The 24210-nt window shown below is 70.9% G+C and carries 17 protein-coding genes and 1 pseudogene; 3 read left to right on the forward strand and 15 right to left on the reverse strand.

The features are described 5' to 3' along the window. Position 1 precedes the first annotated feature (1 nt). From MQP27_RS08110 to MQP27_RS08120, 3 genes are all read left to right on the forward strand, one after another. Positions 2-2146, forward strand: coding sequence for an acetate--CoA ligase family protein (locus tag MQP27_RS08110; RefSeq protein ID WP_242763622.1), 2145 nt, complete (start codon positions 2-4; stop codon positions 2144-2146). Between the two features lie 121 nt (positions 2147-2267). Further along, positions 2268-3656, forward strand: a complete 1389-nt coding sequence (locus MQP27_RS08115; protein ID WP_242762949.1) for an OFA family MFS transporter — start codon at positions 2268-2270, stop codon at positions 3654-3656. A gap of 2 nt (positions 3657-3658) precedes the next feature. Continuing rightward, positions 3659-5050, forward strand: coding sequence for an OFA family MFS transporter (locus MQP27_RS08120; RefSeq protein WP_242762951.1), 1392 nt, complete (start codon positions 3659-3661; stop codon positions 5048-5050). Between the two features lie 74 nt (positions 5051-5124). On the opposite strand, the gene MQP27_RS08125 is transcribed toward MQP27_RS08120, so the two are convergent. The 15 genes and pseudogenes from MQP27_RS08125 to MQP27_RS08195 form a co-directional block, all read right to left on the reverse strand. Further along, positions 5125-6171 (reverse strand): sugar phosphate isomerase/epimerase family protein, encoded by a 1047-nt coding sequence (locus MQP27_RS08125; protein ID WP_242762955.1) that lies wholly within the window; start codon positions 6169-6171, stop codon positions 5125-5127. A 60-nt stretch (positions 6172-6231) separates the two neighbouring features. Then, complete coding sequence (locus MQP27_RS08130; protein ID WP_242762957.1) at positions 6232-7644, reverse strand: alkaline phosphatase family protein; 1413 nt, start codon at positions 7642-7644, stop codon at positions 6232-6234. Continuing rightward, complete coding sequence (gene eboE / locus MQP27_RS08135) at positions 7641-8810, reverse strand: metabolite traffic protein EboE (RefSeq protein WP_242762960.1); 1170 nt, start codon at positions 8808-8810, stop codon at positions 7641-7643. Before eboE ends, MQP27_RS08130 begins: the two co-directional genes overlap by 4 nt. A 3-nt stretch (positions 8811-8813) precedes the next feature. After that, complete coding sequence (locus MQP27_RS08140; protein ID WP_242762962.1) at positions 8814-9662, reverse strand: TatD family hydrolase; 849 nt, start codon at positions 9660-9662, stop codon at positions 8814-8816. Further along, positions 9662-10507, reverse strand: coding sequence for an EboA domain-containing protein (locus tag MQP27_RS08145; protein WP_308289919.1), 846 nt, complete (start codon positions 10505-10507; stop codon positions 9662-9664). Before MQP27_RS08145 ends, MQP27_RS08140 begins: the two co-directional genes overlap by 1 nt. Before the next feature lie 86 nt (positions 10508-10593). Beyond that, the gene (locus MQP27_RS08150) at positions 10594-11475 is read right to left on the reverse strand and encodes a sugar phosphate isomerase/epimerase family protein (protein WP_242763624.1); all 882 of its coding nucleotides are present in this window, start codon (positions 11473-11475) and stop codon (positions 10594-10596) included. Positions 11476-11585: 110 nt separating this feature from the next. Further along, positions 11586-12509 carry an SCO3242 family prenyltransferase gene (locus MQP27_RS08155; protein WP_242762967.1) on the reverse strand — a complete coding sequence of 308 codons (924 nt, stop codon included), beginning with the start codon at positions 12507-12509 and terminating at the stop codon, positions 11586-11588. 398 nt (positions 12510-12907) lie between these two features. Beyond that, positions 12908-14083, reverse strand: a pseudogene (locus tag MQP27_RS08160) (inositol-3-phosphate synthase); the annotation flags it as partial. A 220-nt stretch (positions 14084-14303) separates the two neighbouring features. After that, complete coding sequence (locus MQP27_RS08165) at positions 14304-15644, reverse strand: ThuA domain-containing protein (protein WP_242762969.1); 1341 nt, start codon at positions 15642-15644, stop codon at positions 14304-14306. A 14-nt stretch (positions 15645-15658) separates the two neighbouring features. Continuing rightward, entirely contained in the window at positions 15659-18157 is a 2499-nt protein-coding gene (locus MQP27_RS08170) for a PQQ-dependent sugar dehydrogenase (protein ID WP_242762971.1), read from the reverse strand. A 123-nt stretch (positions 18158-18280) separates the two neighbouring features. Then, the gene (locus MQP27_RS08175; protein ID WP_242762974.1) at positions 18281-19279 is read right to left on the reverse strand and encodes a sugar phosphate isomerase/epimerase family protein; all 999 of its coding nucleotides are present in this window, start codon (positions 19277-19279) and stop codon (positions 18281-18283) included. 14 nt (positions 19280-19293) lie between these two features. Next, the gene (locus MQP27_RS08180) at positions 19294-20502 is read right to left on the reverse strand and encodes a Gfo/Idh/MocA family protein (protein ID WP_242762976.1); all 1209 of its coding nucleotides are present in this window, start codon (positions 20500-20502) and stop codon (positions 19294-19296) included. 82 nt (positions 20503-20584) lie between these two features. Beyond that, complete coding sequence (locus MQP27_RS08185) at positions 20585-21625, reverse strand: substrate-binding domain-containing protein (RefSeq protein ID WP_242762978.1); 1041 nt, start codon at positions 21623-21625, stop codon at positions 20585-20587. A 47-nt stretch (positions 21626-21672) separates the two neighbouring features. After that, positions 21673-22692, reverse strand: coding sequence for an ABC transporter permease (locus tag MQP27_RS08190; RefSeq protein WP_242762980.1), 1020 nt, complete (start codon positions 22690-22692; stop codon positions 21673-21675). Beyond that, on the reverse strand, positions 22689-24206 hold the full coding sequence (locus MQP27_RS08195; RefSeq protein ID WP_242762982.1) for a sugar ABC transporter ATP-binding protein: 1518 nt from the start codon (positions 24204-24206) through the stop codon (positions 22689-22691). The genes MQP27_RS08190 and MQP27_RS08195 overlap by 4 nt, the downstream gene beginning before the upstream one ends. Positions 24207-24210 lie beyond the last annotated feature (4 nt).

Here is a 24210-nt window from a genome sequence, read left to right on the forward strand (position 1 = left end):
GATGGCGGAAGACCGGGAGCTGAGGGTGCGGTCGCTCCTCGACACTGTGCGGGCCGAGGGGCGGACCGCGCTCACCGCACCCGAGGGCAAGGTGATCGCCGACGCGTACGGGATCGCCGTACCCGGGGAGGAGCTGGCGACCGACGTAGACGAGGCCGTGTCGTACGCGGCGCGGTTCGGCGGGCCCGTGGTGATGAAGATCGTCTCCCCGGACATCCTGCACAAGACGGATGCGGGCGGTGTGATCGTCGGCGTCGAGGGTGCGGCGGACGTACGGGCGGCGTTCCACAAAATCATCGAGAACGCGCGCGCGTACGACGCGAACGCGCGGATCGAGGGCGTGCAGGTCCAGGAGCTGCTGCCGCAGGGGCAGGAGGTCATCGTCGGCGCGGTGACCGACCCGACGTTCGGGAAGGTCGTCGCCTTCGGGCTCGGCGGGGTGCTCGTCGAGGTCCTCAAGGACGTCACGTTCCGGCTGGCGCCGGTGAGCGCCGACGAGGCGCTGTCCATGCTGGACTCGATCCGGTCGGCGGAGATCCTGCACGGGGTGCGCGGCCAGGCCGGGGTGGACCGGTGGGCGATCGCCGAGCAGATCCGGCGGGTGTCCCAACTGGTCGCGGACTTCCCGGAGATCGCGGAGGTCGACCTCAACCCGGTGATCGCGACCCCTGAGGGCGCGGTCGCGGCCGACATCAGGGTGATCCTCTCCGAGGCGCCCGCGAAGCAGCGCCGCCGCTACACGCGCGAGGAGATCCTCACCTCGATGCGCCGGCTGATGCAGCCCTCGGCGGTGGCCGTGATCGGTGCCTCCAACGAGCAGGGCAAGATCGGCAATTCGGTCATGCGCAACCTCATCGACGGTGGATTCGCCGGGGACATATTCCCGGTGAACCCCAAGGCCGATGACATTCTGGGCCGCAAGGCGTACAAGAGTGTCACGGACGTTCCCGGTGAGGTGGATGTGGCGGTCTTCGCGATACCCGCCAAGTTCGTGGCCTCGGCGCTGGAGGAGGTGGGACGCAAGAACATCCCCAACGCCGTCCTGATCCCCTCCGGCTTCGCGGAGACCGGTGAGCACGAGCTCCAGGAGGAGATCGTCGCGATAGCCGAGCGGTACGGCGTCCGGCTCCTCGGCCCGAACATCTACGGCTACTACTCGACGTGGCAGGACCTGTGCGCCACGTTCTGCACGCCCTACGACGTCAAGGGCGGCGTCGCGCTGACCTCGCAGTCCGGCGGCATCGGGATGGCCATCCTGGGCTTCGCCCGCACCACGAAGACGGGCGTGTCGGCGATCGTGGGCCTCGGCAACAAGTCGGACCTGGACGAGGACGACCTGCTCACCTGGTTCGGCGAGGACCCGCACACCGAGTGCATCGCCATGCACCTGGAGGACCTCAAGGACGGGCGCGCCTTCGTCGAGGCCGCGCGGGCGACCGTACCCAGGAAGCCGGTGGTCGTGCTGAAGGCCGGTCGTACGGCGGCGGGCGCCAAGGCGGCCGGGTCGCACACCGGGGCGCTCGCGGGCGACGACGCCGTGTACGACGACATCCTGAAGCAGGCCGGCGTCATCCGGGCGCCCGGGCTGAACGAAATGCTCGAGTACGCGCGCGCGTTGCCGGTGCTTCCCACCCCCAGGGGCGACAACGTCGTGATCATCACCGGGGCCGGCGGCAGCGGCGTACTGCTGTCGGACGCGGTGACCGACAACGGGCTGTCCCTCATGGAGATCCCGCCGGATCTCGACGAGGCCTTCCGGAAGTTCATCCCGCCCTTCGGTGCCGCGGGCAACCCGGTCGACATAACCGGGGGCGAGCCGCCGTCCACGTACGAGGCGACGATCCGGCTGGGTCTGGAGGACCCGCGCATCCACGCGCTCGTGCTCGGCTACTGGCACACGATCGTGACGCCCCCGATGGTCTTCGCGGAGCTCACCGCGCGCGTGGTGGCCGAGTTCCGGGAGCGCGGCATCGAGAAGCCCGTGGTGGCCTCCCTCGCGGGCGACGTCGAGGTCGAGGAGGCCTGCCAGTACCTCTACGAGCGCGGGGTCGTGGCGTACCCGTACACGACCGAGAAGCCGGTGGCCGTGCTCGGCGCGAAGTACCGCTGGGCGCGGGCGGCGGGACTGTTGGGGGGCGGTTCATGAGGTGACCGGACATGGGGTCGGCCGACGGTGCGCGTCGGCCGGCTCCGGGACCCGTGCGCGCACGAAATGCATTGGACAGGGGGCGCTGGCCAGAGCTTTCGACGCAAGGGGCTACTGAACCATGACAACCACCGACTACCCGAGGTCCGTGCCCTACAGGGAGGTGACGGACCGCAACGGCCGCGTGTACCGCATCGGGGAATCCGATGTCGACATCATGGGCCGCACACGCAAGTGGATGGTCATCCTGCCCTGGGTGGGCATGATGGGCATCAGCTCCGCCGAGTACGCGTTCACGTCGGCGGAGGACACGCTCCACGAGGCGCATCTGTGGAGCAGCGGACACATCTTCTGGCTGATGGGCGTCTGGGTGTTCTTCCAGGCGGCCGTGGCCTTCCCCGCCGGGCAGCTGCGGGAGAGCGGAAAGCTGCCCGCCCGTACGGCGATGATGATGGGCGCCGTCGGAACGATGCTGGGATATCTGTCGCTGGCGTACGCGCCGCACGTGGCCGTCGCCTACATCGGCTTCGGCATGTTCAGCGGCATCGGCGCCGGTCTCGTCTACGCGACCTGCGTGAACATGGTCGGCAAGTGGTATCCGGAGCGCAAGGGCGGCAAGACCGGCTTCGTCAACGGCGGCTTCGCCTACGGGTCCGTGCCCTTCGTCTTCCTGTTCACCTCGTACATGGACCTGGGCAACTACCGGACCGTGCTCGCCTGTGTGGGCATCGGTCTGTGCCTGGTGGTGGCCGCCGCCGGCTGGTTCTTCAGGGACCCGCCGAAGAACTGGTGGCCGGCCCATGTCGACCCGCTGCGGCTCACCGACGACCCGAAGATCCGCCGGGCACTGGAGAAGAACCCGCCGGCGGTCAAGCAGTACACCCCGAAGGAGGCCGCCCGTACGCCCGTCCTGTGGATGATGTGGTTCTGTCTGCTGTGCACGGCCGGCATCAACATCTTCGGCATCGCCATGCAGGTGCCGTTCGGCAAGGACATGGGCTTCGCGGGCGGGATCGTGGCCACGGCGATGTCCCTGAAGGCCATCGTCAACGGCACCGGGCGCGGCGTCATCGGCTGGATCTCCGACCGCTCCGGGCGCCGTAACACCCTGATCATCGTCTGTATCGTGCTCGGCTCGGCGCAGTTCGGCGTGCTGGTCTCCGGCCAGATGGGCAGCATGCCGTTCTTCCTGTTCTGCTCCATGGTCTCCGGCTTCGGCGGCGGCGCGATCTTCCCGCTGTTCGCGGCCATGACCGCGGACTACTTCGGTGAGAACAACAACGCCACCAACTACGGAATGGTCTACAGCTCGAAGCTGATCTCCGGGCTCGTCGGCTCCGGCCTGGGCGCGGTCGTCGTCGGCGCCTGGGACTACCACGGCGCGTTCGTGCTGGCCGGTTCCATCGGCCTCGGCTCCGCCGTACTGGCGCTCTTCCTGAAGTCCCCGGGCAGGCCGAAGGCCCGGCGCATCGTCCCCAACCCGCACCCGCTCGGCGAGGAGATGGCATAAGCATGACCGCAGATCCGCTCTCGGCCGACCCGGCAGCCGCACACCGTCCCTACCGCGAGGTGACCGACTCCCGAGGCCGCGTGTACCGCATCGGCGAGACCGACCGGGACATCCTCGGACACTCCCGCAAGCTCATGGTGTATCTCCCGTGGATCGCCATGATGGCCATCAGCGTCTTCGAATACGCGTACGGCTCCGCGGAGGACACGCTGTCCCACGCGCACGGCTGGACGCAGTCCAACACCTTCTGGATCCTCAGCGTCTGGGTGTTCTTCCAGGCGGGAATCGCCTTCCCTGCGGGCTGGATGCGCGAGAAGGGCATCCTGACGGCCCGCAGGGCCATGTACGTGGGTTCCGGCATGTGCCTGGTCGGCTTCCTCGCCCTGTCGCACCTGAGCAACGTCCTGCTGGCGATCCTGGGCTTCGGCGTAGTCGGCGGCATCGGCGCAGGTCTGGTGTACGCGACCTGCATCAACATGGTCGGCAAGTGGTTCCCGGAGCGTCGCGGCGCCCGGACGGGGTTCGTCAACGGCGGCTTCGCGTACGGGTCGCTGCCGTTCATCTTCATCTTCAACTACGCCTTCGACACCGGGAACTACCACCGCGTCCTGGACCTGATCGGCTGCTACATCATGATCGTGGTCTTCGGATGCGCGTTCTTCTTCAAGGACCCGCCGAAGAACTGGTGGCCCGCGGACATCGATCCGCTCACGTTCTCCGGCAGTGAGAAGAACGCGGCGAGCCTCGCCAAGAACCCTCCGGCGGTGAAGCAGTACACGCCCAAGGAGGCCGTCAGGACCGGCATGCTGCCGCTGATGTGGGTGGCCATCGTGATGACCGCCGGCGTCTCGATCTTCGGGATCTCCTTCCAGGTCGACTACGCCAAGGACGTCGGCTTCGGCCCGCTCGTCGCGGCGTCCTCGATGGGCGTCATGGCGGTCATCAACGGCGTCGGCCGCGGTGTCGTGGGCTGGCTGTCGGACAAGTGGGGCCGCAAGTCGACCCTGGTGTTCGTCATCGTCGTCCTGGGGCTCGCCCAGTTCGGCGTGATCCTGGCGGGCGAGATGAAGAGCGAGTGGCTGTTCCTGTTCTTCGCCTTCCTGTCCGGCTTCGGCGGCGGCGCCTTCTACCCGATGTTCGCGGCGCTGACCCCGGACTACTTCGGGGAGAACTACAACGCCACCAACTACGGCCTGGTCTACAGCGGCAAGCTGATCAGCGGCCTGTTCGGCGGCGGCCTCGGCTCCATGGTGGTCGCGGCCTGGGGCTACAACGGCGCGTACGCGCTGGCCGGCGGCGTCTCGATGGTCGCGGCGGCGATCGCGCTGCTGCTGCGGCAGCCGGGGCGCAGCGACTCCGACGTGCTGACCGCGCAACCGCAGCCGACCGGCTGACGGGCACGCGCGCGTGAGGAGGCCCTCCCCGGCGACGCGGGGAGGGCCTCCTCATGTGCGCGCTGTCGCGGTGGTCAGCACTTCTCGCGCAGGCTGTGCAGGTACGAGCTGGAGCGGCGCGCGAACGTGAACGACTCGGTGGGCTGGTCGTGTTCGGTCTGCCAGTGGTGGGCGAGGCGTTCGCCGTGCAGCCGGGTCACGGCGGAGATGAACTTCTGGTAGTCGATGTCGCCGTCGCCGACGTCGACCATGCGGTAGCCGAACTGGTTCGCCGGGTCGCTGACACCGTCCTTGACGTGGAACAGCGGGTAGCGGTGGGGCTGCCTGAGGACGTAGTCGAGCGGCTCGAAGGGCGCGGCGGAGCCGTCGGGCCGCTTGGAGAATCGGAACTGGCCCGCGTACGCCCAGAAGATGTCCATCTCCAGGAACACCAGGTCGGGGTCGGTCTCGGCGAGCAGCACGTCGTAGAGGCGGACCTTGGGGTTGTCGGTGGCGAAGGAGAACTCGTCGGAGTGGTTGTGCTGGTAGAACTTCATGCCGCGCGCCCTGGCCGCCGCGCCGTACGTGTTGAACTCCTCGGCGGCGCGCTTCCACGCGTCGACGGTGGAGCCGTAGCGGAACGGTCCGGAGGCGGTGCCGATGTGCTTGAGGCCGAGGGCCTGGGCGTCGTCGAGGATCTTGGTGAGGTTCTGGGCGAAGGTGTAGGCGTTCGGGTCGTCGGCGTAGTAGCCGACGTGGCTGCCGATCGGGGTCAGCCCGTGGTTCCTGGCCAGCCGCTTCAGCTGGGCGAGGGTGATGGGGCCGGCCGAGCCCTGGGTGTATCCGGCGAACTCGACCTCGTCGTAGCCGTACTTCTCCAGCTCGGCGAAGACGGGCGCGAAGCCGAGCGTGGAGACCTTGTCGCGCAGGCTGTACAGCTGGATGCCGAGCCGGCCGGGAGGCAGGACGGGGCGGCCGCGGCCCGCGGCGGTCGGTTCGGCGGCGGTCGGTTCGGCGGCCGTCGCGGGAGTTGCCGCGGCGCCGAGCAGCGCGGCGGCGGTGGCGCCCGCGGCGACGCCGAGCATGCCTCGTCTGGTGAGGCGGTGGGTGAGTTCGGGGTCGGTCTGGGAGATGCGGCTCATGCCTGGAACTCCTCGGTGTCGGAGGGCGTTGTCAGTGGTGAGTGCTTCACTTGTGACCAGTCAGGAAAGACCGGCCAGTCGGAGCAGGAGTGACTTCACGTCGGTGGCCGCGAGGCGGTCGCCGACGGCGCGGGGGGTGGAGCAGATGAGGAGCGGACCGTCGTCGTCGCTCGCGGGAAGGCGGCCGTGGCTGCCGCGAATAGGTGAGGGATCCAGGGGCACGACCGCCATGCGGTAGCGCATGCCGAGTTTCTTGCGCGCCAGCGCGGTGGCTGCCTTGACCTTGACGTAGGGGTCGAGGGGATCCATGAACAACTCGACCGGGTCGTAGCCGGGTTTGCGGTGGATCTCGACGAGCTGCGCGAAGTCGGGCGCGCGAGTGTCGTCGAGCCAGTAGTAGTACGTGAACCAGGCGTCCGGCTCCGCGACGGCGACGAGCTCGCCGGAGCGCGGATGGTCGAGGTGGTGGGCCTTCTTGCCCTCGTCGTCGAGGAGTTGGTCGATGCCGGGCAGGCCGACCAGGGCTGCCCTGGTGACGTCGAGGTCCTCGGGCCGGCGCACATACACGTGGGCGATCTGGTGGTCGGCGACCGCGAAGGCACGGGACGTCATCGGGTCGAGGTACTCCATGCCGTCCTGCGTGTGCACTTCGAGCAGCCCGGCGCGGCGCAGGGCCCGGTTGATGTCGACGGGACGGTCGGCCCGTGTGATCCCGTACTCGGACAGCGCGACGACGGTACGGCCCTCGGCGAGGGCGTCGTCCAGGAGCGGGCCCAGGGCGGAGTCCAGGTCTGAGGCCGCCCGCAGGGAGCGTGGGTCGTCGGGGCCGAAGCGCTGCAGGTCGTAGTCGAGGTGAGGGAGGTAGCACAGGGTCAGGTCGGGGTGCCGGGTGCGCACGATGTGGCGGGTCGCGTCGATGATCCACTGGCTGGAGACCAGGTCAGCGCCGGGTCCCCAGAAGTGGAAGAGGGGGAAGGTGCCGAGCTTTTCGGTGAGTTCGTCGTGCAGGGCCGGGGGCCGGGTGTAGCAGTCGGGTTCCTTGCGGCCGTCGGCGTAGTAGACGGGACGGGGGGTGACGGTGATGTCGGTGTCGGCGCCCATGGCGTACCACCAGCAGATATTGGCGACCGTGTAGCCGGGGTGGGCTCGGCGGGCGGCGTCCCACAGCTTGTCTCCGGCGACGAGACCGTTGTGCTGGCGCCACAGGAGTACGTCGCCGAGCTCGCGGAAGTACCAGCCGTTGCCGACGATGCCGTGCTCGGACGGGTGGGTGCCGGTGAGGAAGGTGGACTGGGCGGCGCAGGTGACGGCGGGCAGGACGGTGCCGAGCGCGGCGCGGGAGCCGGACCGGGCGAGGGTCCTGAGGTGGGGCATGTGGTCGAGGAGACGGGGGGTGAGGCCGACGACGTCGAGGACGAGGAGCGGGGTGGGCGCGGCCTGCCCGGCGCCCGGGGTCGGCTGGTGGGCGCTCATGGCAGTTCCTTCAGGCCGAGGTCGGTCAGCAGGTCGCGGGCGAGGGTGAGTTCGGCGGCGATGCCGTCGGCGAGCTGGGAGCGGCCGCGGGGACGCAGTTCGGGTGGGAGGGCCTGCCAGGTGTAGGTCTCGACCTCCAGGTGGCTGGTGAGCGGGTGCGGGCCGCCCACCAGCCGGGTCAGGGCCGCCTTGAGCACGGGGAGCGTGGAGGTGAGGGGCGCGGCGGGGGCCGCGTGGAGCGGGACGTGGAAGTGGGCGCGCCAGGGGGCCGCGTCGGGCAGGGCGTCGGTGGTGAGGGCCTCGCCGAGGTCGTCGGTGCCGCGCGGGCCGGCGGCTGTGGCCGTGCGGGTCTGGTGCAGGAAGCGGGGTTCGTCGAAGGCGGCGAGGGCTGCGCGGACCTCGGGGAGATGGGGGTGTTCGGCGTGCAGGGCGGCTGAGAGCTGGGACTTGACGACGGAGACGCGGGCTTCGGTCAGGGCGTCCAGGGCGGTGTGCGGGTCTTCGAAGGAGGTGGCGAGGTGGCAGGTGTCGACGCAGACGCCGATGCGGTCGTGGGCGATGTCGGCGAGCGGGGCGAGGGCGTCGGTGGTGGTCTCGACGACGCAGCCGGGTTCCGGCTCCAGGCCGATGCGGATGGAGCGTCCGGTCAACTCGTCGAGGGCGTCGAGGCGTTCGGCGAGGGTGAGCAGGGCGGTGCGGGCCTTCGCGGCGCGATCCGGGTCGTAGGCGGTGCGCCAGGCCAGCGGCAGGGTCGAGATGGTGCCCTCGGTGACGTCGTCGGGGAGGAGCCCGGCGAGGACGCGGGCCAGGGCGGTGGTGTGGTCGAGGCGTTCGGGGTCGGCCCAGTCCGGCTTGTAGACGCGGTACTTGACCTCCTCGGCGCCGAAGCCCTCGTACGGGAAGCCGTTGAGGGTGACGACTTCGAGGCCGCGCCGGTCGAGTTCGGTGCGCAGGCCGCGCAGTGCGGAGGGGTCGCCGACCAGGGCGTGCGCGGCGTCCCGGGCGAGCCACAGGCCGATGCCGAGGCGGTCCCGGCCCAGGCGGCGGCGCACGGGCTCGCAGTGGTCGCGGAGCTGGGCGAGGACTCCGTCGAGGATTTCGGCGGGGTGGACGTTGGTGCAGTAGGCAAGGTGGACGGTGGAGCCGTCGGGGTGCCGGAAGCGCATCGGTCACTCCCCGCCGCGGAGGACGGAGTTGCCCTCGTGGGTGGCCGCGGTGCCGGCGGGGGTGAGGTTCAGGCGGCCGCTGAGCCCGTAGAAGGCGACGGGGTTGCGCCACAGCACGAGGTCGACGTCGTCCTCGCCGAAGCCGTCGGCGAGCATCGCGTCCCCGACCCGCCGGGTCTTGAGCGGGTCGCTTCTCCCCCAGTCGGCGGCGGAGTTGACCAGCACCTGCTCGGGGCCGTACTCACGCAGGATCGCGACCATCCGCTCCTCGTCCATCTTGGTGTCGGGATAGACGGAGAAGCCGAGCCAGCAGCCGCTGTCCTTGGCCTCCTTGACGGTGGTCTCGTTGAGGTGGTCGACGAGGACGCGGTCCGGCGCGAGGGCGGATTCGCGCACCACGTCGAGGGTGCGGCGCAGGCCGGCGAGCTTGTCGCGGTGCGGAGTGTGGACGAGCGCGGGCAGGCCGTGGTCGGCGGCGAGCTGGAGCTGGGCGGCGAAGGCGGTGTCCTCGGCGGGGGTCATCGAGTCGTAGCCGATCTCGCCGACGGCGACGACCTGGTCCTTGACGAGATACCGGGGCAGTTCGTCGAGGACGGACACGCAGCGGGGGTCGTTCGCCTCCTTGGGGTTGAGGGCGATCGTGCAGTGGTGGGCGATGCCGTACTGGGCGGCGCGGAAGGGCTCCCAGCCCAGCAGGGAGTCGAAGTAGTCGAAGAAGGAGGCGGGCGAGGTGCGGGGCTGGCCGAGCCAGAAGGAGGGCTCGACGACGGCGCGGACGCCCGAGGCGTGCATGGACTCGTAGTCGTCGGTGGTGCGGGAGGTCATGTGGATGTGGGGGTCGAAGATGCGCATCAGGACTCCTTGCCGTCGGTGCCGCGCGGGTCGCGCTCGGCGCCCGGTGCGGGTGGGGTGGCCGTGGGGTCGGTCAGGGTCAGGACGCGGCGCAGGTCTTCGGGCACGGGACGGCCCGCGGCGGTGCGTTCGGCGGCGTGGTCGCCGAGCATGCGGGCGAGTTCGGCGTCGGCGCGGGCGCGGCGCTCCAACTCGGCGACCTCGGCGACGGGCACGCCGGTGAACAGGCACTTGAGGACGGCGTGCCGCCAGTGGTGGGGGCTGAGGTGACGGGCGGCGTACGGGCCGACGGCGGCGGAGAGGAGCCGGGTGTCGTTGGTGCGCAGGGCGTCCTCGACGAGCGGGACGGCGTCGGGGCCAGGCACGAGATGGGGCAACGCGTGCAGGACGGCGCGGCGTTCGGCGGCGGTGCCCTGGAAGTAGACGCGGCTGAGGGCGTCGGTGCCGGCGCGGGCGGCGTGCAGGATCAGCACGCGGGCGGCGTCGGCGTACTCGGCGCCACACCGGCGCCCGGCCTCGGCGAGCCGCAACTCCCATACCGAGATGGGCCCGTGGATGCCCGGCTGGCCGGCGGCCTCGTCGAGAGCCTGACCGAGCCAGGCACGGGCGGCCGCGTCGAGGCGGGCGGTGAGCTGGTCGTGCAGGGTGCGGAGCGGAGTCTGGGCGGGTGACTCCAGGGCGGGGAGAGGAGTCCGGGCGGGTGACTCCCGCGTGGGGTCAAGGCCGGTGGCACGAGTCTTCGGCTCCGGAGCGGGAGCGGCGCCGGTGGCGTCGGCCTTCGGCCCACGTGTCGCTGCCGGGTTCGTGCCGTCCGCTGGTGTCCGCGGGGGCGCGGCCCGGGTCATGCCGTCGGCCTCTCCCTCCGGGGCGCCAGTCGGGCCGGTGGGCCCGAGGGCTGCCGTGGGGGTCTCCCAGGTGGCGTGCGGGTGGTTCATGAGGTGCTGCTCCCTTCGGGGGTGGCGGAGGGATCGCCGTGGGGTGGGGCGGGATCGGACGGGGCGGAGGCCGTGGCCGCCGCTCGGTGGAGGAACTGGAGGGAGTGTTCGGCGAAGTGGGGGCCCGCGTGGGAGTGGCGGGGCAGTTCGACGACGGTCAGGCCCTGGTAGCCGGTGTCGGCGAGGGCGGAGAGGACGGGCGGGAAGTCGATCTCGCCGTCGCCGAAGGGGAGGTGTTCGTGGACGCCACGGCGCATGTCCTCGATCTGGACGTGGCGGAGCCAGGGCGCGGCGGCGCGTACGCAGTCGGCGGGAGAGAGGGGTTCGAGGCACTGGCAGTGGCCGATGTCGAGGGTCAGACCGAGGCCCTCGGGGTCGCCGAGGATGCGCCGCAGATGGTGGAAGTCGGCGAGGGTGGCGAGGAGGTGGCCCGGCTCGGGTTCGACGGCGAGGGGGACGCCGGCGGTGGCGGCGGCCTCCAGGACGGGGGTGAGTGATTCGGCCAGGCGTTTCCACGCCGTGTCCCGGTCGGTGCCGTCCGGGGTGACGCCGCTGAAGCAGTGCAGGGCGTGCGCGCCCAGGTCGGCGGCGACCTGCATGGCGCGGACGAGGAGGCCGACGCGGCGGGATCGGTCGTCGGGGTCCGGGTCCAGCAGCGTGGGGCCGTGTTTGCGACGCGGGTCGAGAACGTAGCGGGCGCCCGTCTCGACGGTGACGTCCAGGCCGAGGGTGGCGAGACGTTGGGCGGTGCGGTGGGTGCGGGAGGTGAGGTCGGGTGCCAGCGGGTCGAGGTGCATGTGGTCGAGGGTCAGACCGACGCCGTCGTAGCCGAGGTCGGCGAGCAGGGCGAGGGCGTCGTCCAGGCGGAGGTCGGTCAGGCCGTTGGTGCCGTAGCCGAAGCGGAGGGGGGTGTTGGCGTGGGGTGGGGTGACGGGGTTGGTGTCGGAACTGGGTTTGGCGTTGCTGTTGGGGTTGGTGCTGCCCCGGGTCACGTCACACTCACCTTCCTCGCGAACCTCCTGCCGAGGGGGGCGAGAGCCGCGACGAACAGGGCGCTGACGCCGGCGCCGGAGCGGGCGGTGAGGGCCGCCTGGAGGGGGATCGTGGCGCGGATGCCACTGCTGACGGCCCGTTGGGTGAGCGGGGGTGAGGGGTTGAGGGTGGCGTGGAGGTAGGGGCGGGCGACGGTGGCGGCGTAGGCGGCACCGAGCGCGAGGCGCAGGGTGGCATCCGCTGCGGTCGCGCGTGAGTCTTCCGGCCGGGCGTGGGTGGCTGCTTGCCCTCGGCCTGGCGGGAGTTGGGAAGCGGTGCGGGTGAGCAGCCGGGTCAGGAGGCCGGTGGTGGCCAAGGCGGCGAGCGGTGCGAGGGGCGAGCCGTCTCTCGTCTCCTGGCGGGACACCGCGGTCACCGCGAGGGTGTGCGTGGCGAGCAGTGCTGCGGAGGAAAGGGCCTTGCGGGTGTGACCGCTCGTGGCTGCCGCTCCCATGAGCAGGTCGAGTCCGCGGGCCGCCGCCATGGCTGCCGGGCCGGCCGGCGTGTGTTTGAGGCGGAGGTCGTAGGCCCAGACGGTGGCCGCGAGGGGTACGGCTACCGCGAGGGCGGGGCGGCCGGCTCGGGCGGCGAGAGTCAGTCCCGCGCCGGTGAGGGCGCAGGCTGCGGTCAGGGCCGCGTTGGGGTGGATCCGGCCGGAAGGGAGGGGGCGGTGGGGACGGTCCACGGCGTCCTCAGCGCGGTCCGCCCAGTCGTTGAGGGCCATACCGGCGTCGTAGAGGCAGAGGGAGGAGCCGATGGCGAGCAGGGTGCGGGAGGTCGGCGTGGCGGAGGCGGCGGCCGCGCCGGCGAAGGCGTCGCCGGGGACGGTGAACAGGGCGGGGAGCCGCAGCAGCTCGGCCCAGCCACGGATACGGCTCACCGCAGCCCCTCCAGCCGTCCGGCACGGGGAGAGCCACCGGGCCACTCCAGCGCGGCCGAGCCACCGGCTCCTCCCGGCTCGACGGCCCCGCCAGGCCTCACGGCCCCGGCGAGGCCCGCAGACCGCTCCGACTCGCCGGGACCTCCAGAACGCACCGTCCTGGCGGGGCCCCCAGACTGCACCGACCCGGCGCTGTCGCTAGACCCATCCGACCCGGCAAGGCCCCCAGACGGCCCCACCCCGGCAGAACTCCCAGACTCCACAGCCCCGACGCCGTCGCCAGACCCATCCAACTTGGCCAGGCCCCCAGACCCCACCGACCCGACAGAGTCACCCCGCTGCCCACCCCCCATGGACTCCCCGAGCCCGCCCGCCCCGTCCCGACCTGCACCGCCGCCCTTCTCTCCTCCCCCCAACCGCCCCGCAAACGCCACCAGCGCCGCATACTGCTCCCCCAGCGCGGAAGGCCCGTCCCCCACCGGATCCTTGAAGTAGAAGCCCAGTTCGGACAGGGGACCGCTCAGGCCCACCTCCTGCGCCCGTGCGACCAGGCGTGCCAGGTCGAGGATCAGAGGCGCCGCGAGGGCCGAGTCGCAGCCCTGCCATGTGGTCTGGAGGATCATGCGCGTGCCGAGGAAGCCCTCGAAGGCGATGTGGTCCCACGCGGTCTTCCAGTCGCCGAGGGCGGGGACGTCGTCGATGTGGACCTCGCCCTCGGGGGTCGTGCCGAGGGTGTCGGTCAGGACCCGTTCCTTGCCGGCGTTCTTGGCCGCCGCGGCGGCCGGGTCGGACAGGGCCGCGCCGTCCCCGCCGCCCAGGAGGTTGGTGCCGGACCACGCGCGGACCGTCAGGGCCCGTTGCGTGAACATCGGTCCCAGCACGGAACGCAGCAGCGTCTGCCCGGTCTTGCCGTCGCGGCCGGCGTACGGCACACCGCTCGACTCGGCAGCGGCGGCCAGAGCCGGGTGGTGCAGGCCGGTCGAGGGGGTGAAGTTCACGTAGGGGCAGCCCGCGCGGAGGGCTGCCGCCGCGTAGAGGGAGCTGGGCGGGAGGGTCGCTCCCGCCGCGGCGGGCTCGGTGGCGGCGGGCTCGGTGGAGGCGGGCTCGGTGGAGGCGACGTTCACCACGACCGCGCGGGCCAGGTCGTGCCGTCGTACGAAGTCACGTATGTCCGCGGTGAAGGTGGTGATCAGCTCCGCCTCGGTCCGGGTGTCGCCCGGTACCGGGCCGCCGGGCCTGATCTCCCGCTCGGCGGCGGCGAGTTCGGTCGCGACTGCCGCGGGGAGCCCGTGCGGCAGGACTCCGCCGGCCGCGAGTGCCTCCGCGCGCTTGGGCAGGGGGCAGTCCAGGGTGTCGTGGCCGCCGAACACGAGCGCGGCCAGGGGCGGGAGTTGGGCGTCCGCGAACTCGGGCGTCTCGGTGACCAGGCCGGTCGGCGCGTGCAGGCCGGCGGTCAGCGCGGCGCAGCCCGCGACGACGGTGGTGGCGACGGAACCGCGCGCCCCGATCAGCCATACACCGACGCGCGGCCCTGAGACGGGGACAGAGTCGGGGAGGGGAAGGGACGGGGACATGGACAGGGAGTCGGGCGAGGACATGGGCAGCCTCCTTGTCGAGCGCGGCGTTCGAGTCGTGCGTGCAGGGCGGTTCGGACCGGGCCGTGCGCGGCATACGGCCGTAGGGGTCGGGTCGGTCCGACAGGTCGGGCGAACCCGTAGGCCGTCGGCTCGCGGCGGCCCCTCGCGAGGTCCGAAGACGGCGGGCGGAGGTCCGGCGTCCCCCGCCCGCCGTCGCTCAATTGCCCTTGGCGGGCAGTTCCTTGAGCCGGATGTCGCGGAAGGACACCTGGTCGTCGGCTCCGTGGTTCTGGATGCCGAGGTGGCCGTCGCGCAGGCTCCGGGCCGGGTCGGTGTTGGTGAAATCGTTGATCTTCACGCCGTTGAGCCAGACGCGGAGGCGTTCGCCCTCCACGCGGATCTCGTACGTGTTCCACTCCCCCGGCGGGTTCAGCGCACGGTCGCGCTTCTTCAGGTCGGCGGACTGGAAGCCGTAGACGGACCCGGTCGTCTTCTCCGGGACGTCGGTGGCGTCGATCTGGATCTCGTAACCGTTGTTCACGGCCGACCAGGGGTCGTCCGAGGGCGGAAAGCCCACGAACACACCGGAGTTGTCGTCCCCGTCCGCGCCGGCCATCCTCCAGTCGAGCTTCAGGGAGTACGAGGTGAAGCTCGAAGTGGCGTACCAGAGCAGGCCCATCCCGCCCGACGAGGTCAGCGTGCCGTCGTCGGAGAGGGTGAAGGAGCCCGGGCCGGCCTGCTTCCAGCCGTCCAGTGAGCCGCCGTCGAAGAGCGCGCGATAGCCGTTCTCCGGCCGGCAGTCGGCCTGGGCGTCACCGACGGCCCAGCGGATGCCGCCCAACAAGTGGGCGCGGAAGGCGGGTTCGGCGTAGGACTCCTTGGTATGGCCGAGGCCCGTGTAGAAGGCCCGGCCGCCCTGGTAGTTCTGGCACCAGGCGATGGGGTGATCGCCGTTCATGGTGCCGCCGGTGTACGAGGACTCGTCCAGCGAGGCGAGCACATGGACCCGGTCCCGGGGATCGGAGCGGTAGTTGTACCACTCGTCGGTGCGGTCCCAGGTCCCTGCCAGGCCGGACGTCGAGGGATGGGCGCGGTCCTCGACGTCGACCGTGGCCGGCTGGATCGCCGGGTGCGACTGGAAGTAGGCGCCGGCGAGGCCGCCGTAGAACGCCCAGTCGTACTCGGTGTCGGCGGCGGCGTGGATGCCGACGTAACCGCCGCCATGCCGGATGTAGCCCTCGAACGCTGCCTGTTGGGCGTCGTCGAGGACGTCGCCCGTGGTGGAGAGGAAGACCACGGCGTCGTAACGGCCCAGGTTCTTCCCCGTGAACGCGCCCGCGTCCTCGGTCGCGTCGACCGTGAAGCCGCCGCTCGTGCCGAGCTGCTTCACCGCCTCGACGCCCGTCGGGATGGAGTCGTGCCGGAAGCCGGCCGTCTTGGAGAAGACCAGCACCCGCTTCCCGGCCGCCCCGGGGTGCGAGGAGGCGGGGCCCGAGACACAGCCGAGGAGCAGGGCCGCGCCCACAACGGCGGTCGCCAGTCGGGTGGTTGAGCGCATCACGCGTCCTCCTCTCAGCCGGTCGTGAAGGTGAAGTCGTCCACGTCGAACAGCGCGCCCGTGCCGCCCTTGAAGACGAGGTAGAGCGTGGTGGTGCCCTTCGGTGCGCGGGACAGGTCGGCGCTGACGTCCTGGAAGGTCTCCCAGCCGCCGGTCACCGGGACGGTCGCCCTGCCGAGCAGGGTGCCGGTCGACGAGCCGGCCCGGACCTCGAGCGTTCCGCCCGCGCCGCCGGACGAGACGCGCGCCGTGATCTTCTTGGCGTTGCTGAGGACGTACGGCGTGAAGGAGATCCAGTCGCCGTTGTCGATGTCGCCGACCGTCCTGCCGCCGTGCGCGGTGTCCTTGGTGATGACCGAGATCCCGGAGCTGTTGCCGAAGTGCTCGGCCTGACGGTGCCGTGGCTGGAGCACGTTCTGGTCGTGCGAGGTGAGCGCGGCCTGGCCGCCGCCTCCGCCGTCGGTGTACTCGGCGTCGAGCACCCCGAAGATGTTGGCGTCCTCGTCGTGGCCGCCGTCGGCGGTGGTCTGGATGGTGCCGGTGCAGCCGTCGGCCGAGGTGATCGGGTGGCCGTGGGTGTCATGGCCGAGGACGAAGGTGACCTTGACCTTCGAGCAGTCGACGGTACGACCGTCCTCGGGATCGGTGACCCTCACCTTGAACGGGATCGCGTCACCGAAGCTGAACAGCTGCCCGTCACGCGGGAGTTCGAGAGTCACCGTGGGCGCCGTGTTGCCGACGACGATCTGCACGCTCGCACTGCCGGTGCGGCCGGTGGTGTCCCTCGCGGTCAGCGTCGCGGTGTAGGTGCCGTTCTTCTTGTACGTGTGCGTCGGGTTCGCCGCCGTCGACGTGCCGCCGTCGCCGAAGTCCCAGCTGTACGTGAGCGCGTCGCCGTCCTGGTCGGACGTGCCCGCCGAGGAGAACCGGACCCGCAGCGGCGCCTGTCCGGACGTCCTGCTCGCCGCGGCCTGCGCCACCGGGGAGTGGCCGTCGGTCGCGTTCTCGATGCGGTAGAGGCCCGAGTTGTCGTCGCCGCCGAACCACGCGGTGCCGTAGTCGAGGACGTACAGCGCGCCGTCGGGGCCGAAGGCCATGTCCATCACCTGGGTGCCGGTCCACGGGAAGGCGTTGATGGACTGCACGGTCCCGCTGCCGTCGCTGACGATGCGCTTGATCCAGCGGCGGCCGAACTCGCCGGCGAAGAAGTTCCCGTCGTAGGCCTCGGGGAACTTCACGGGCGAGTCGAGCGAGGCGTCGTAGTGGTAGACCGGGCCGCCCATCGGGGACTCGGAGCCGTCGCCGAACTCCGGTACGGACGGGCCGTTGTACGGGATCCAGGCGGGCTGGGCCGGGGGCAGGTCCGTAAGCCCGGTGTTGTGCGGGGAGTTGTTCTTCGGGGCGTTGCAGTCGAAGGACGCTTCGGAGGTCTTGGTCGCGAAGTCGTAGTCCACGTAGGGGTCGTTGGCGCCGGTGCAGTACGGCCAGCCGAAGTTGCCGGGGCCGGTCACACGCGCGAACTCGACCTGCCCCGCCGGGCCGCGGGCGGGGTCGGCGGCGCCCGCGTCGGGGCCGTAGTCACCGACGTAGAGGATGCCGGTCTTCTTGTCGACGCTGAAGCGGAACGGGTTGCGGAAGCCCATCGCGTAGATCTCGGGGCGTGTCCTGTCCGTGCCGGGCGCGAAGAGGTTGCCGTCGGGGACGGTGTACGAGCCGTCGGCGTTGACCTTGATCCGCAGGATCTTGCCGCGCAGGTCGTTGGTGTTGCCCGCCGAACGCTGGGCGTCGAAGCCAGGGTTGCGGTCGGCGCGCTCCTCGATGGGGGTGTAGCCGTCGGACTGGAAGGGGTTGGTGTCGTCGCCCGTCGACAGGTACAGGTTGCCGGCCGCGTCGAAGTCGATGTCGCCGCCGACGTGGCAGCACAGGCCGCGGGAGGCCGGGATGTCGATGACCTTCTTCTCGCTCGCCGTGTCGAGGGTGCCGTCGGCCTTCAGGACGAAGCGGGAGAGGCGGTTGACGCCGTCGAAGGGCGCGAAGTCGGCGGCGGTGCCGGTCTCGGGGGCGTCACCCGCCGGGGTGTTCAACGGGGGCGCGTAGTAGAGGTAGATGGCGCGGTTGCTCGCGAAGTCCGGGTCGACGCCCACGCCTTGGAGTCCCTCCTCGTCGTGGGAGTAGACGTCGAGCTTGCCGATGAGTCGTGTGTTGCCTGCGGCGTCGGTGAGGCGGAGTTCGCCGTCGCGGGATGTGTGCAGGACCGAGCGGTCGGGGAGGACGGCGAGCGACATGGGCTCGCCGACCTCCGCCTCGCCCTTGGCGAGGGTGACCTGCTGGAAGTCCTCCGCCGCCGCGGGGGCGGTTCCCGGGTCGGCGACGGCTGCGCCGGCCTGGGGTGCGGTGAGGGTGAGCGACGCACCTGCGAGGAGCGCGGCGCCGAGGACGGCGACGGCTCTGCGGAAGCGTCGTCTGTGGGTCTCGATTCTGTCGGTGCTGGTGGTGCGGTCGTTCCCGTGCACGAATGCCTCCAGTGAGGGGCCGGTTGTACGGGCGGGTGCGTACGCCGGGACGCGCCGTCGTCCCGGAGTTCAGACGTACCGTCAGTTGGCGGTTCGGAAAGGTCAGTTGACGGTTGGGAAAGGTCAGTTGCCGAAGGCCGCGTCGAAGGAGGCCGACGGCGGCTCGAAGTCGTAGGCCTTGAGGCGGGTAAGGGCCTCGGGTGCGCCCTGGAGCCGGTCCATGCCGGCGTCCTCCCACTCGACCGAGACGGGGCCTCGGTAGTCGATGGAGCGGAGCATCCGGAAGACGTCCTCCCAGGGGACGTCGCCGTGACCTGCGGAGACGAAGTCCCAGCCGCGGCGCGGGTCGCCCCAGGGCAGATGGGAGCCGAGGCGGCCGTTGCGGCCGTCGAGGCGCTTGCGGGCCTCCTTGCAGTCGACGTGGTAGATCCGGTCGCGGAAGTCCCACAGGAAGCCGACCGGGTCGAGGTCCTGCCACACGAAGTGGGAGGGGTCGAAGTTCAGGCCGAAGGCGGGACGGTTGCCAACTGCCTCCAGGGCACGCCAGGTTGTCCAGTAGTCGTAGGCGATCTCGCTGGGGTGGACCTCGTGGGCGAACCGCACGCCCTCGGCGTCGAAGACGTCCAGGACCGGGTTCCAGCGCTCGGCGAAGTCCTCGTAACCGCGCTCGATCATGGACTCGGATGCGGGCGGGAACATCGCGACGAGGTGCCAGATCGAGGAGCCGGTGAAGCCGATGACGGTGTCCACGCCGAAGGCCGCGGCGGCACGCGCGGTGTCCTTGATGCGGTCGGCGGCGCGCTGCCGCACCCCCTCCGGGTCGCCGTCGCCCCACACCTCGGCGGGCAGGATCGCCTGGTGGCGTTCGTCGATGATGGCGTCGCAGACGGCCTGGCCGACCAGGTGGTTGGAGACGGCCCAGCACTTGAGGCCGTACTTGTCGAGCAGTGCGTGCCGGGAGTCCAGGTACGCCTGATCCGTCAGTGCCTTGTCGACCTCGAAGTGGTCGCCCCAGCAGGCGAGTTCGAGGCCGTCGTAGCCGAAGTCGCGGGCGAGGCGGCACACTTCTTCGAGCGGCAGGTCGGCCCACTGGCCGGTGAAGAGCGTGAACTGGCGTGGCATGTGTCCGGTCCTCCTCAGACGGCGATCGGCGTGTAGACGGAGTTCTTCTCGGCGCTCTCCTCCACCGCCGCGAGCACGCGCTGCACCTGCAGCCCGTCGGCGAAGGAGGGCTCGGGCCGGCGGCCCTCGGCGATGGCGTGGACGAGGTCGCGGGCCTGGTGGACGAAGGTGTGCTCGTAGCCGAGGCCGTGGCCCGGCGGCCACCAGGCGTCCAGGTAGGGGTGGTCGGGTTCGGTGACGAGGATGCGGCGGAAGCCCGCGTGCGTCCCGGGTTCCGTACCGTCGTGGTACGACAGCTCGTTCAGCCGCTCCAGGTCGAAGGCCAACGAGCCGCGCTCGCCGTTGAGTTCGATGCACAGGGCGTTCTTGCGGCCGGTCGCGTAGCGGGTCGCCTCGAAGGAGGCGAGGGCGCCGGAGGTGAAGCGGCCGGTGAACAGGGCGGCGTCGTCGACGGTGACCTCACCGGTGCCGGCCGACGCGGTGGCGGACAGTCCACTGGTGGCGCCGACGGGCAACGGCCGTTCCCGTACGAAGGTTTCGGTCAGGGCGGACACCCCGGCCAGCCGCTCCCCCGCCAGGTACTGCGCGAGGTCGACGATGTGCGCGCCCAGGTCGCCGAGCGAACCGGAGCCGGCCTGTTCCTTCCGCAGCCGCCAGGTGAGCGGGAACTCCGGGTCCACGAGCCAGTCCTGAAGGTACGTCACCCGCACGTGCCGCAGAGCGCCGAGCCTGCCCTCGGCCACCATCCGGCGGGCCAGCGCGGTCGCCGGGACCCGGCGGTAGTTGAAGCCGACCATCGCCAACTGGCCTCGCTCGTAAGCGGCTTCGGCCGCCGCCGTCATCGCGGAGGCTTCCTCGACCGTGTTGGCGAGCGGCTTCTCGCACAGCACGTGCTTTCCGGCGGCGAGGGCGGCCAGGGCGATCTCGGCGTGGCTGTCGCCGGGTGTGCAGATGTCGACGAGGTCGATGTCGTCCCGTTCGACCAGGACCCGCCAGTCGGTCTCGGCCGCCGCCCAGCCGTGCCGGTCGGCAGCCTGGCGCACCGCCGCCGCGTCGCGCCCGCAGATGGCGGCGAGGACCGGGCGGCACGGCAGGTCGAAGACGCGGCCCACGGTGCGCCAGCCCTGGGAGTGGGCGGCGCCCATGAACGCGTAGCCGACCATGCCGACCCGAAGCGGCGGCTTCGCGCCCTCCGGTCCGTCCGGCTGCTCGGGCTGTCCCATACGGATGTCCTCCTCGTCCTCGTCGTGATGGCGCCGCGGGTCCGCGTGCGGCGGCGCCGTGGGGGGTGCGGGGCGGAGCGCCTCAGCGGAAGCCGGTGGGCATGTACTGGTCGACGTTGTCCTTGTCGACGACGGCCGAGTAGAGCGTCAGCGAGGCCGGGATCTCGAACTCGGCGAGACCGCTTATGCCCTTGCCCTGACCGAGCGCCCGGGCCAGGTCGATCGCCGAGGCGGCCATCGTCGGCGGGTAGAGGACGGTCGCCTTGAGGACGCCGTTGTCCTGCTTGATGGCCTGGAAGGCGGAGAGCGCGCCCGCGCCGCCGACCATCAGGAAGTCCTCGCGGCCGGCCTGCTCGATGGCGCGCAGCGCGCCCACGCCCTGGTCGTCGTCGTGGTTCCACAGCGCGTCGAACTTGGGCTGCGCCTGGAGGAGTTGGGCCATCTTGGCCTGCCCGGACTCGACCGTGAACTCGGCGGCCTGGCGAGCCACCTTCTTGATGTTCGGGTAGTTCTTCAGGGCGTCGTCGAAGCCCTGGGTGCGCTGCTTGGTCAGCTCCAGGTTGTCCAGGCCGGCCAGCTCGATGACCTTGGCGCCCGACTTCCCCTTGAGTTTCTCGCCGATGTAGGTGCCGGCGTTGAGACCCATGCCGTAGTTGTCGCCGCCTATCCAACAGCGGTACGCCTGGGGGGAGTTGAAGATCCGGTCCAGGTTGACGACCGGGATGCCCGCGCGCATCGCCTTCAGCCCGACCTGGGTGAGCGCCTTGCCGTCGGCGGGCAGCACCACCAGGACGTCGACCTTCTTGTTGATGAGGGTCTCTATCTGGCCGATCTGGGCGGCCGTGTCGTTGGAGCCCTCGGTGATCTCCAGGGTGACGTCCGAGTACTTCTTGGCGCGGCTCTTGGCGTTGTCGTTGATCGCGTTGAGCCAGCCGTGGTCGGCCTGCGGCCCGGCGAAGCCGATGGTGACGTGCTTGCCGGGCTTGTCGTCGGCGGAGGGCTGCTCGTTGGCTGCGGGGCTCTCGTCCTTGGACTCGTTACTCGTGCAACCTGCCAGGAGGGCGGTGGTGGAGAGGGCTGCGGTGCCGAAGAGGAAGCCTCTGCGGCCAGTGGTATGTGACATAGCACTGGACCCACGGGTGGTATGTGACATAGTACTGAAACCTTTCCTCAGGACACGCTGGCGGTCCGACGCTGAACCAGCACAGCCGCGACGATGATCGCGCCCTTGGCGATCTGCTGGACGTCGCTCTGCAGGTTGTTCAGGGCGAAGATGTTGGTGATCGTCGTGAAGATCAGGACACCCAGCACGGACCCGGTGATCGTCCCGCGCCCCCCGCTGAGCAGCGTGCCGCCGATGATCGCGGCGGCGATCGCGTCGAGCTCGTACAGGTTGCCGTTGGTGTTCTGGCCCGATCCCGACAGGATGATCAGCAGGAAGGCGGCGATGCCGCAGCACAGCCCGGACAGCAGGTACAGGTAGAGGCGTTGGCGCCGGACGTCGATGCCGGCGAGCCGGGCGGCCTCCGCGTTGCCGCCGACGGCGACCGTGCGCCGCCCGAACGTCGTGCGGTTCAGGATCAGCCAGCCGATGATCGTGACCACGGCGAACACCATCACCAGCGGCGGGATGCCGAGCACGTAGGCGTCCCGCTCGCCCAGGTCGAGGATGCCGGGGATGGTGACGATCTGCGTCTTGCCGTCGGTGATCTGCAGGGCGAGGCCGCGCGCCGAGGCCAGCATCGCCAGGGTCGCGATGAACGGGACCATTCCGCCGTACGCGATGAGCAGCCCGTTCACGAGTCCGCAGCCCACGCCGACGATCACCGCCGTGAAGAGGACTCCCGCGAAGCCGTAGTCCTGGGTGGCCACCGTCGTCGCCCAGACCGAGGCCAGGGCGACGATCGCGCCGACCGAGAGGTCGATGCCGCCGGAGGTGATGACGAAGGTCATGCCGACGGTGACGACGCCGATCACGGAGGCCTGGGTGAGGACGAGTTGGAGGTTGCGGGTGTCGAGGAACTCGTCGGGTTTGGTGATGCCGCCGGTCAGGACCAGCGCGGCGAGCACGCCGAGGAGGGAGAGGGTGCGGACGTCGGCCCGTGCCAACAGGCCGCGCCAGGAGGGGGGTTGACCCACCGACGGCACCTTGTCGGTGTTGTCCCGTGGCGGGGAGGCGTGCTGCGTCATGACGTCGGGCTTCCTTCCATGACCAGGTCGAGTACGCGGTGTTCGTCGAGCTCCCGGGCGGGCGCCGTGTGGACGACGCGGCCCTCGCGGAGCACCAGTACGCGGTCGGCGAGGCCGAGCACCTCGGGGACCTCACTGGAGACCAGCAGCACGGCGAGGCCCTCGTCGGCGAGGCGGCGGATGACCGCGTAGAGCTCGGCGCGGGCGCCGACGTCGACGCCCCGGGTGGGTTCGTCGAGCAGCAGGACGCGGCAGCCGCGCAGCAGCCAGCGGGCCAGGACGGCCTTCTGCTGGTTGCCGCCGGACAGGGTGCGGATCGGCACGGCGGGATTGTCGGGGCGCAGCGACAGTTCGCGTGTCGCGGCGCGTGCCGCGCCCAGTTCGGCGCCCCTGTCGATCCAACCGCCGCGTGAGAAGCGGGACATGGAGGAGACCGAGACGTTGCGGGTGACGGATTCCAGCATCAGCAGGGCCTGCGCCTTGCGTTCCTCGGGTGCGAGCCCGAGCCCGGCCCGCACCGCCGCACGTACGCTCCCAGGACGCAACGCCCGCCCGTCGACCCGGACTTGGCCCGCACTCGGCTTACGGGCGCCGTAGATCGTCTCCAGGATCTCGGACCGCCCGGAGCCGACGAGCCCGGCCAGTCCGACGATTTCGCCGGGCCGCAGCACCAGGTCGAGCGGCTCGAACTCGCCGTCTCTCGCGAGCCCTTGGACCTCCAGCACGGGTGCGGCCTCCGGCGCGGACACGGGCCGCTCGGGGAAGACGTACTCCACGTTCCGGCCGGTCATCAGCGCGACCACGTCGCGCGTCGGCGTCGACTTCGCGGGCAGTCCGCCCGCCACCGCGCGGCCGTCCTTGAGCACGGTCACGCGGTCGCCGATGCGGCGGATCTCCTCCAGGCGGTGGGAGATGTAGACGACGGCGACTCCGTCGGCGGTCAGGTCGCCGACGATGCGGAAGAGGTTGTCGACCTCGTCCGGGTCGAGGGCGGCGGAGGGCTCGTCCATCACGATGAGCCGTACGTCGTGGGAGAGCGCCCGGGCCATGGACACGATCTGCTGCTGGGCCGCGGACAGTTCACCGACCAGTCGCCCCGGGTCGATCTCCGGATGCCCGAGTCGCTTGAGCAGGGCGGCCGTTGACGCTTTGGCGGCCTTTCCCCGTACGACGAAGCCGGCGGCGGTGGGCTCATGCCCGAGGTGGACGTTCTCGGCGACCGACAGGTGCTCGACCAGGTCGAGTTCCTGGTAGATGGTGGCGATGCCGAGACGCATGGCGGCGATCGGCGAGCGGAGGGTGACCGCGTCGCCGCGCCAGCGGATGGTGCCGGTGTCGGGTTGGTGGGCGCCGGCCAGGACCTTGATCAGGGTGGACTTGCCGGCTCCGTTCTGGCCGAGCAGACAGTGCACTTCACCGGCCTGGACGTCGAGGTCGACGCCGTCGAGGGCGCGGACTCCGGGGAACGACTTGGTGATGCCGGACATGCTGAGGAGCGGTGGTTCTGGTGCCATGAGG

This window comes from Streptomyces cylindrosporus (assembly GCF_022698165.1).
Lineage (GTDB): Bacteria > Actinomycetota > Actinomycetes > Streptomycetales > Streptomycetaceae > Streptomyces > Streptomyces cylindrosporus.

Coding starts and splice junctions, on each gene's coding strand:
- MQP27_RS08110 (WP_242763622.1), top strand. CDS start 2: ATGGCGGAAGACCGGGAGCTGAGGGTGCGGTCGCTCCTCGACACTGTG.
- MQP27_RS08115 (WP_242762949.1), top strand. CDS start 2,268: ATGACAACCACCGACTACCCGAGGTCCGTGCCCTACAGGGAGGTGACG.
- MQP27_RS08120 (WP_242762951.1), top strand. CDS start 3,659: ATGACCGCAGATCCGCTCTCGGCCGACCCGGCAGCCGCACACCGTCCC.
- MQP27_RS08125 (WP_242762955.1), bottom strand. CDS start 6,171: ATGAGCCGCATCTCCCAGACCGACCCCGAACTCACCCACCGCCTCACC.
- MQP27_RS08130 (WP_242762957.1), bottom strand. CDS start 7,644: ATGAGCGCCCACCAGCCGACCCCGGGCGCCGGGCAGGCCGCGCCCACC.
- eboE (WP_242762960.1), bottom strand. CDS start 8,810: ATGCGCTTCCGGCACCCCGACGGCTCCACCGTCCACCTTGCCTACTGC.
- MQP27_RS08140 (WP_242762962.1), bottom strand. CDS start 9,662: ATGCGCATCTTCGACCCCCACATCCACATGACCTCCCGCACCACCGAC.
- MQP27_RS08145 (WP_308289919.1), bottom strand. CDS start 10,507: ATGACCCGGGCCGCGCCCCCGCGGACACCAGCGGACGGCACGAACCCG.
- MQP27_RS08165 (WP_242762969.1), bottom strand. CDS start 15,644: ATGCGCTCAACCACCCGACTGGCGACCGCCGTTGTGGGCGCGGCCCTG.
- MQP27_RS08175 (WP_242762974.1), bottom strand. CDS start 19,279: ATGCCACGCCAGTTCACGCTCTTCACCGGCCAGTGGGCCGACCTGCCG.
- MQP27_RS08180 (WP_242762976.1), bottom strand. CDS start 20,502: ATGGGACAGCCCGAGCAGCCGGACGGACCGGAGGGCGCGAAGCCGCCG.
- MQP27_RS08185 (WP_242762978.1), bottom strand. CDS start 21,625: ATGTCACATACCACTGGCCGCAGAGGCTTCCTCTTCGGCACCGCAGCC.
- MQP27_RS08190 (WP_242762980.1), bottom strand. CDS start 22,692: ATGACGCAGCACGCCTCCCCGCCACGGGACAACACCGACAAGGTGCCG.
- MQP27_RS08195 (WP_242762982.1), bottom strand. CDS start 24,206: ATGGCACCAGAACCACCGCTCCTCAGCATGTCCGGCATCACCAAGTCG.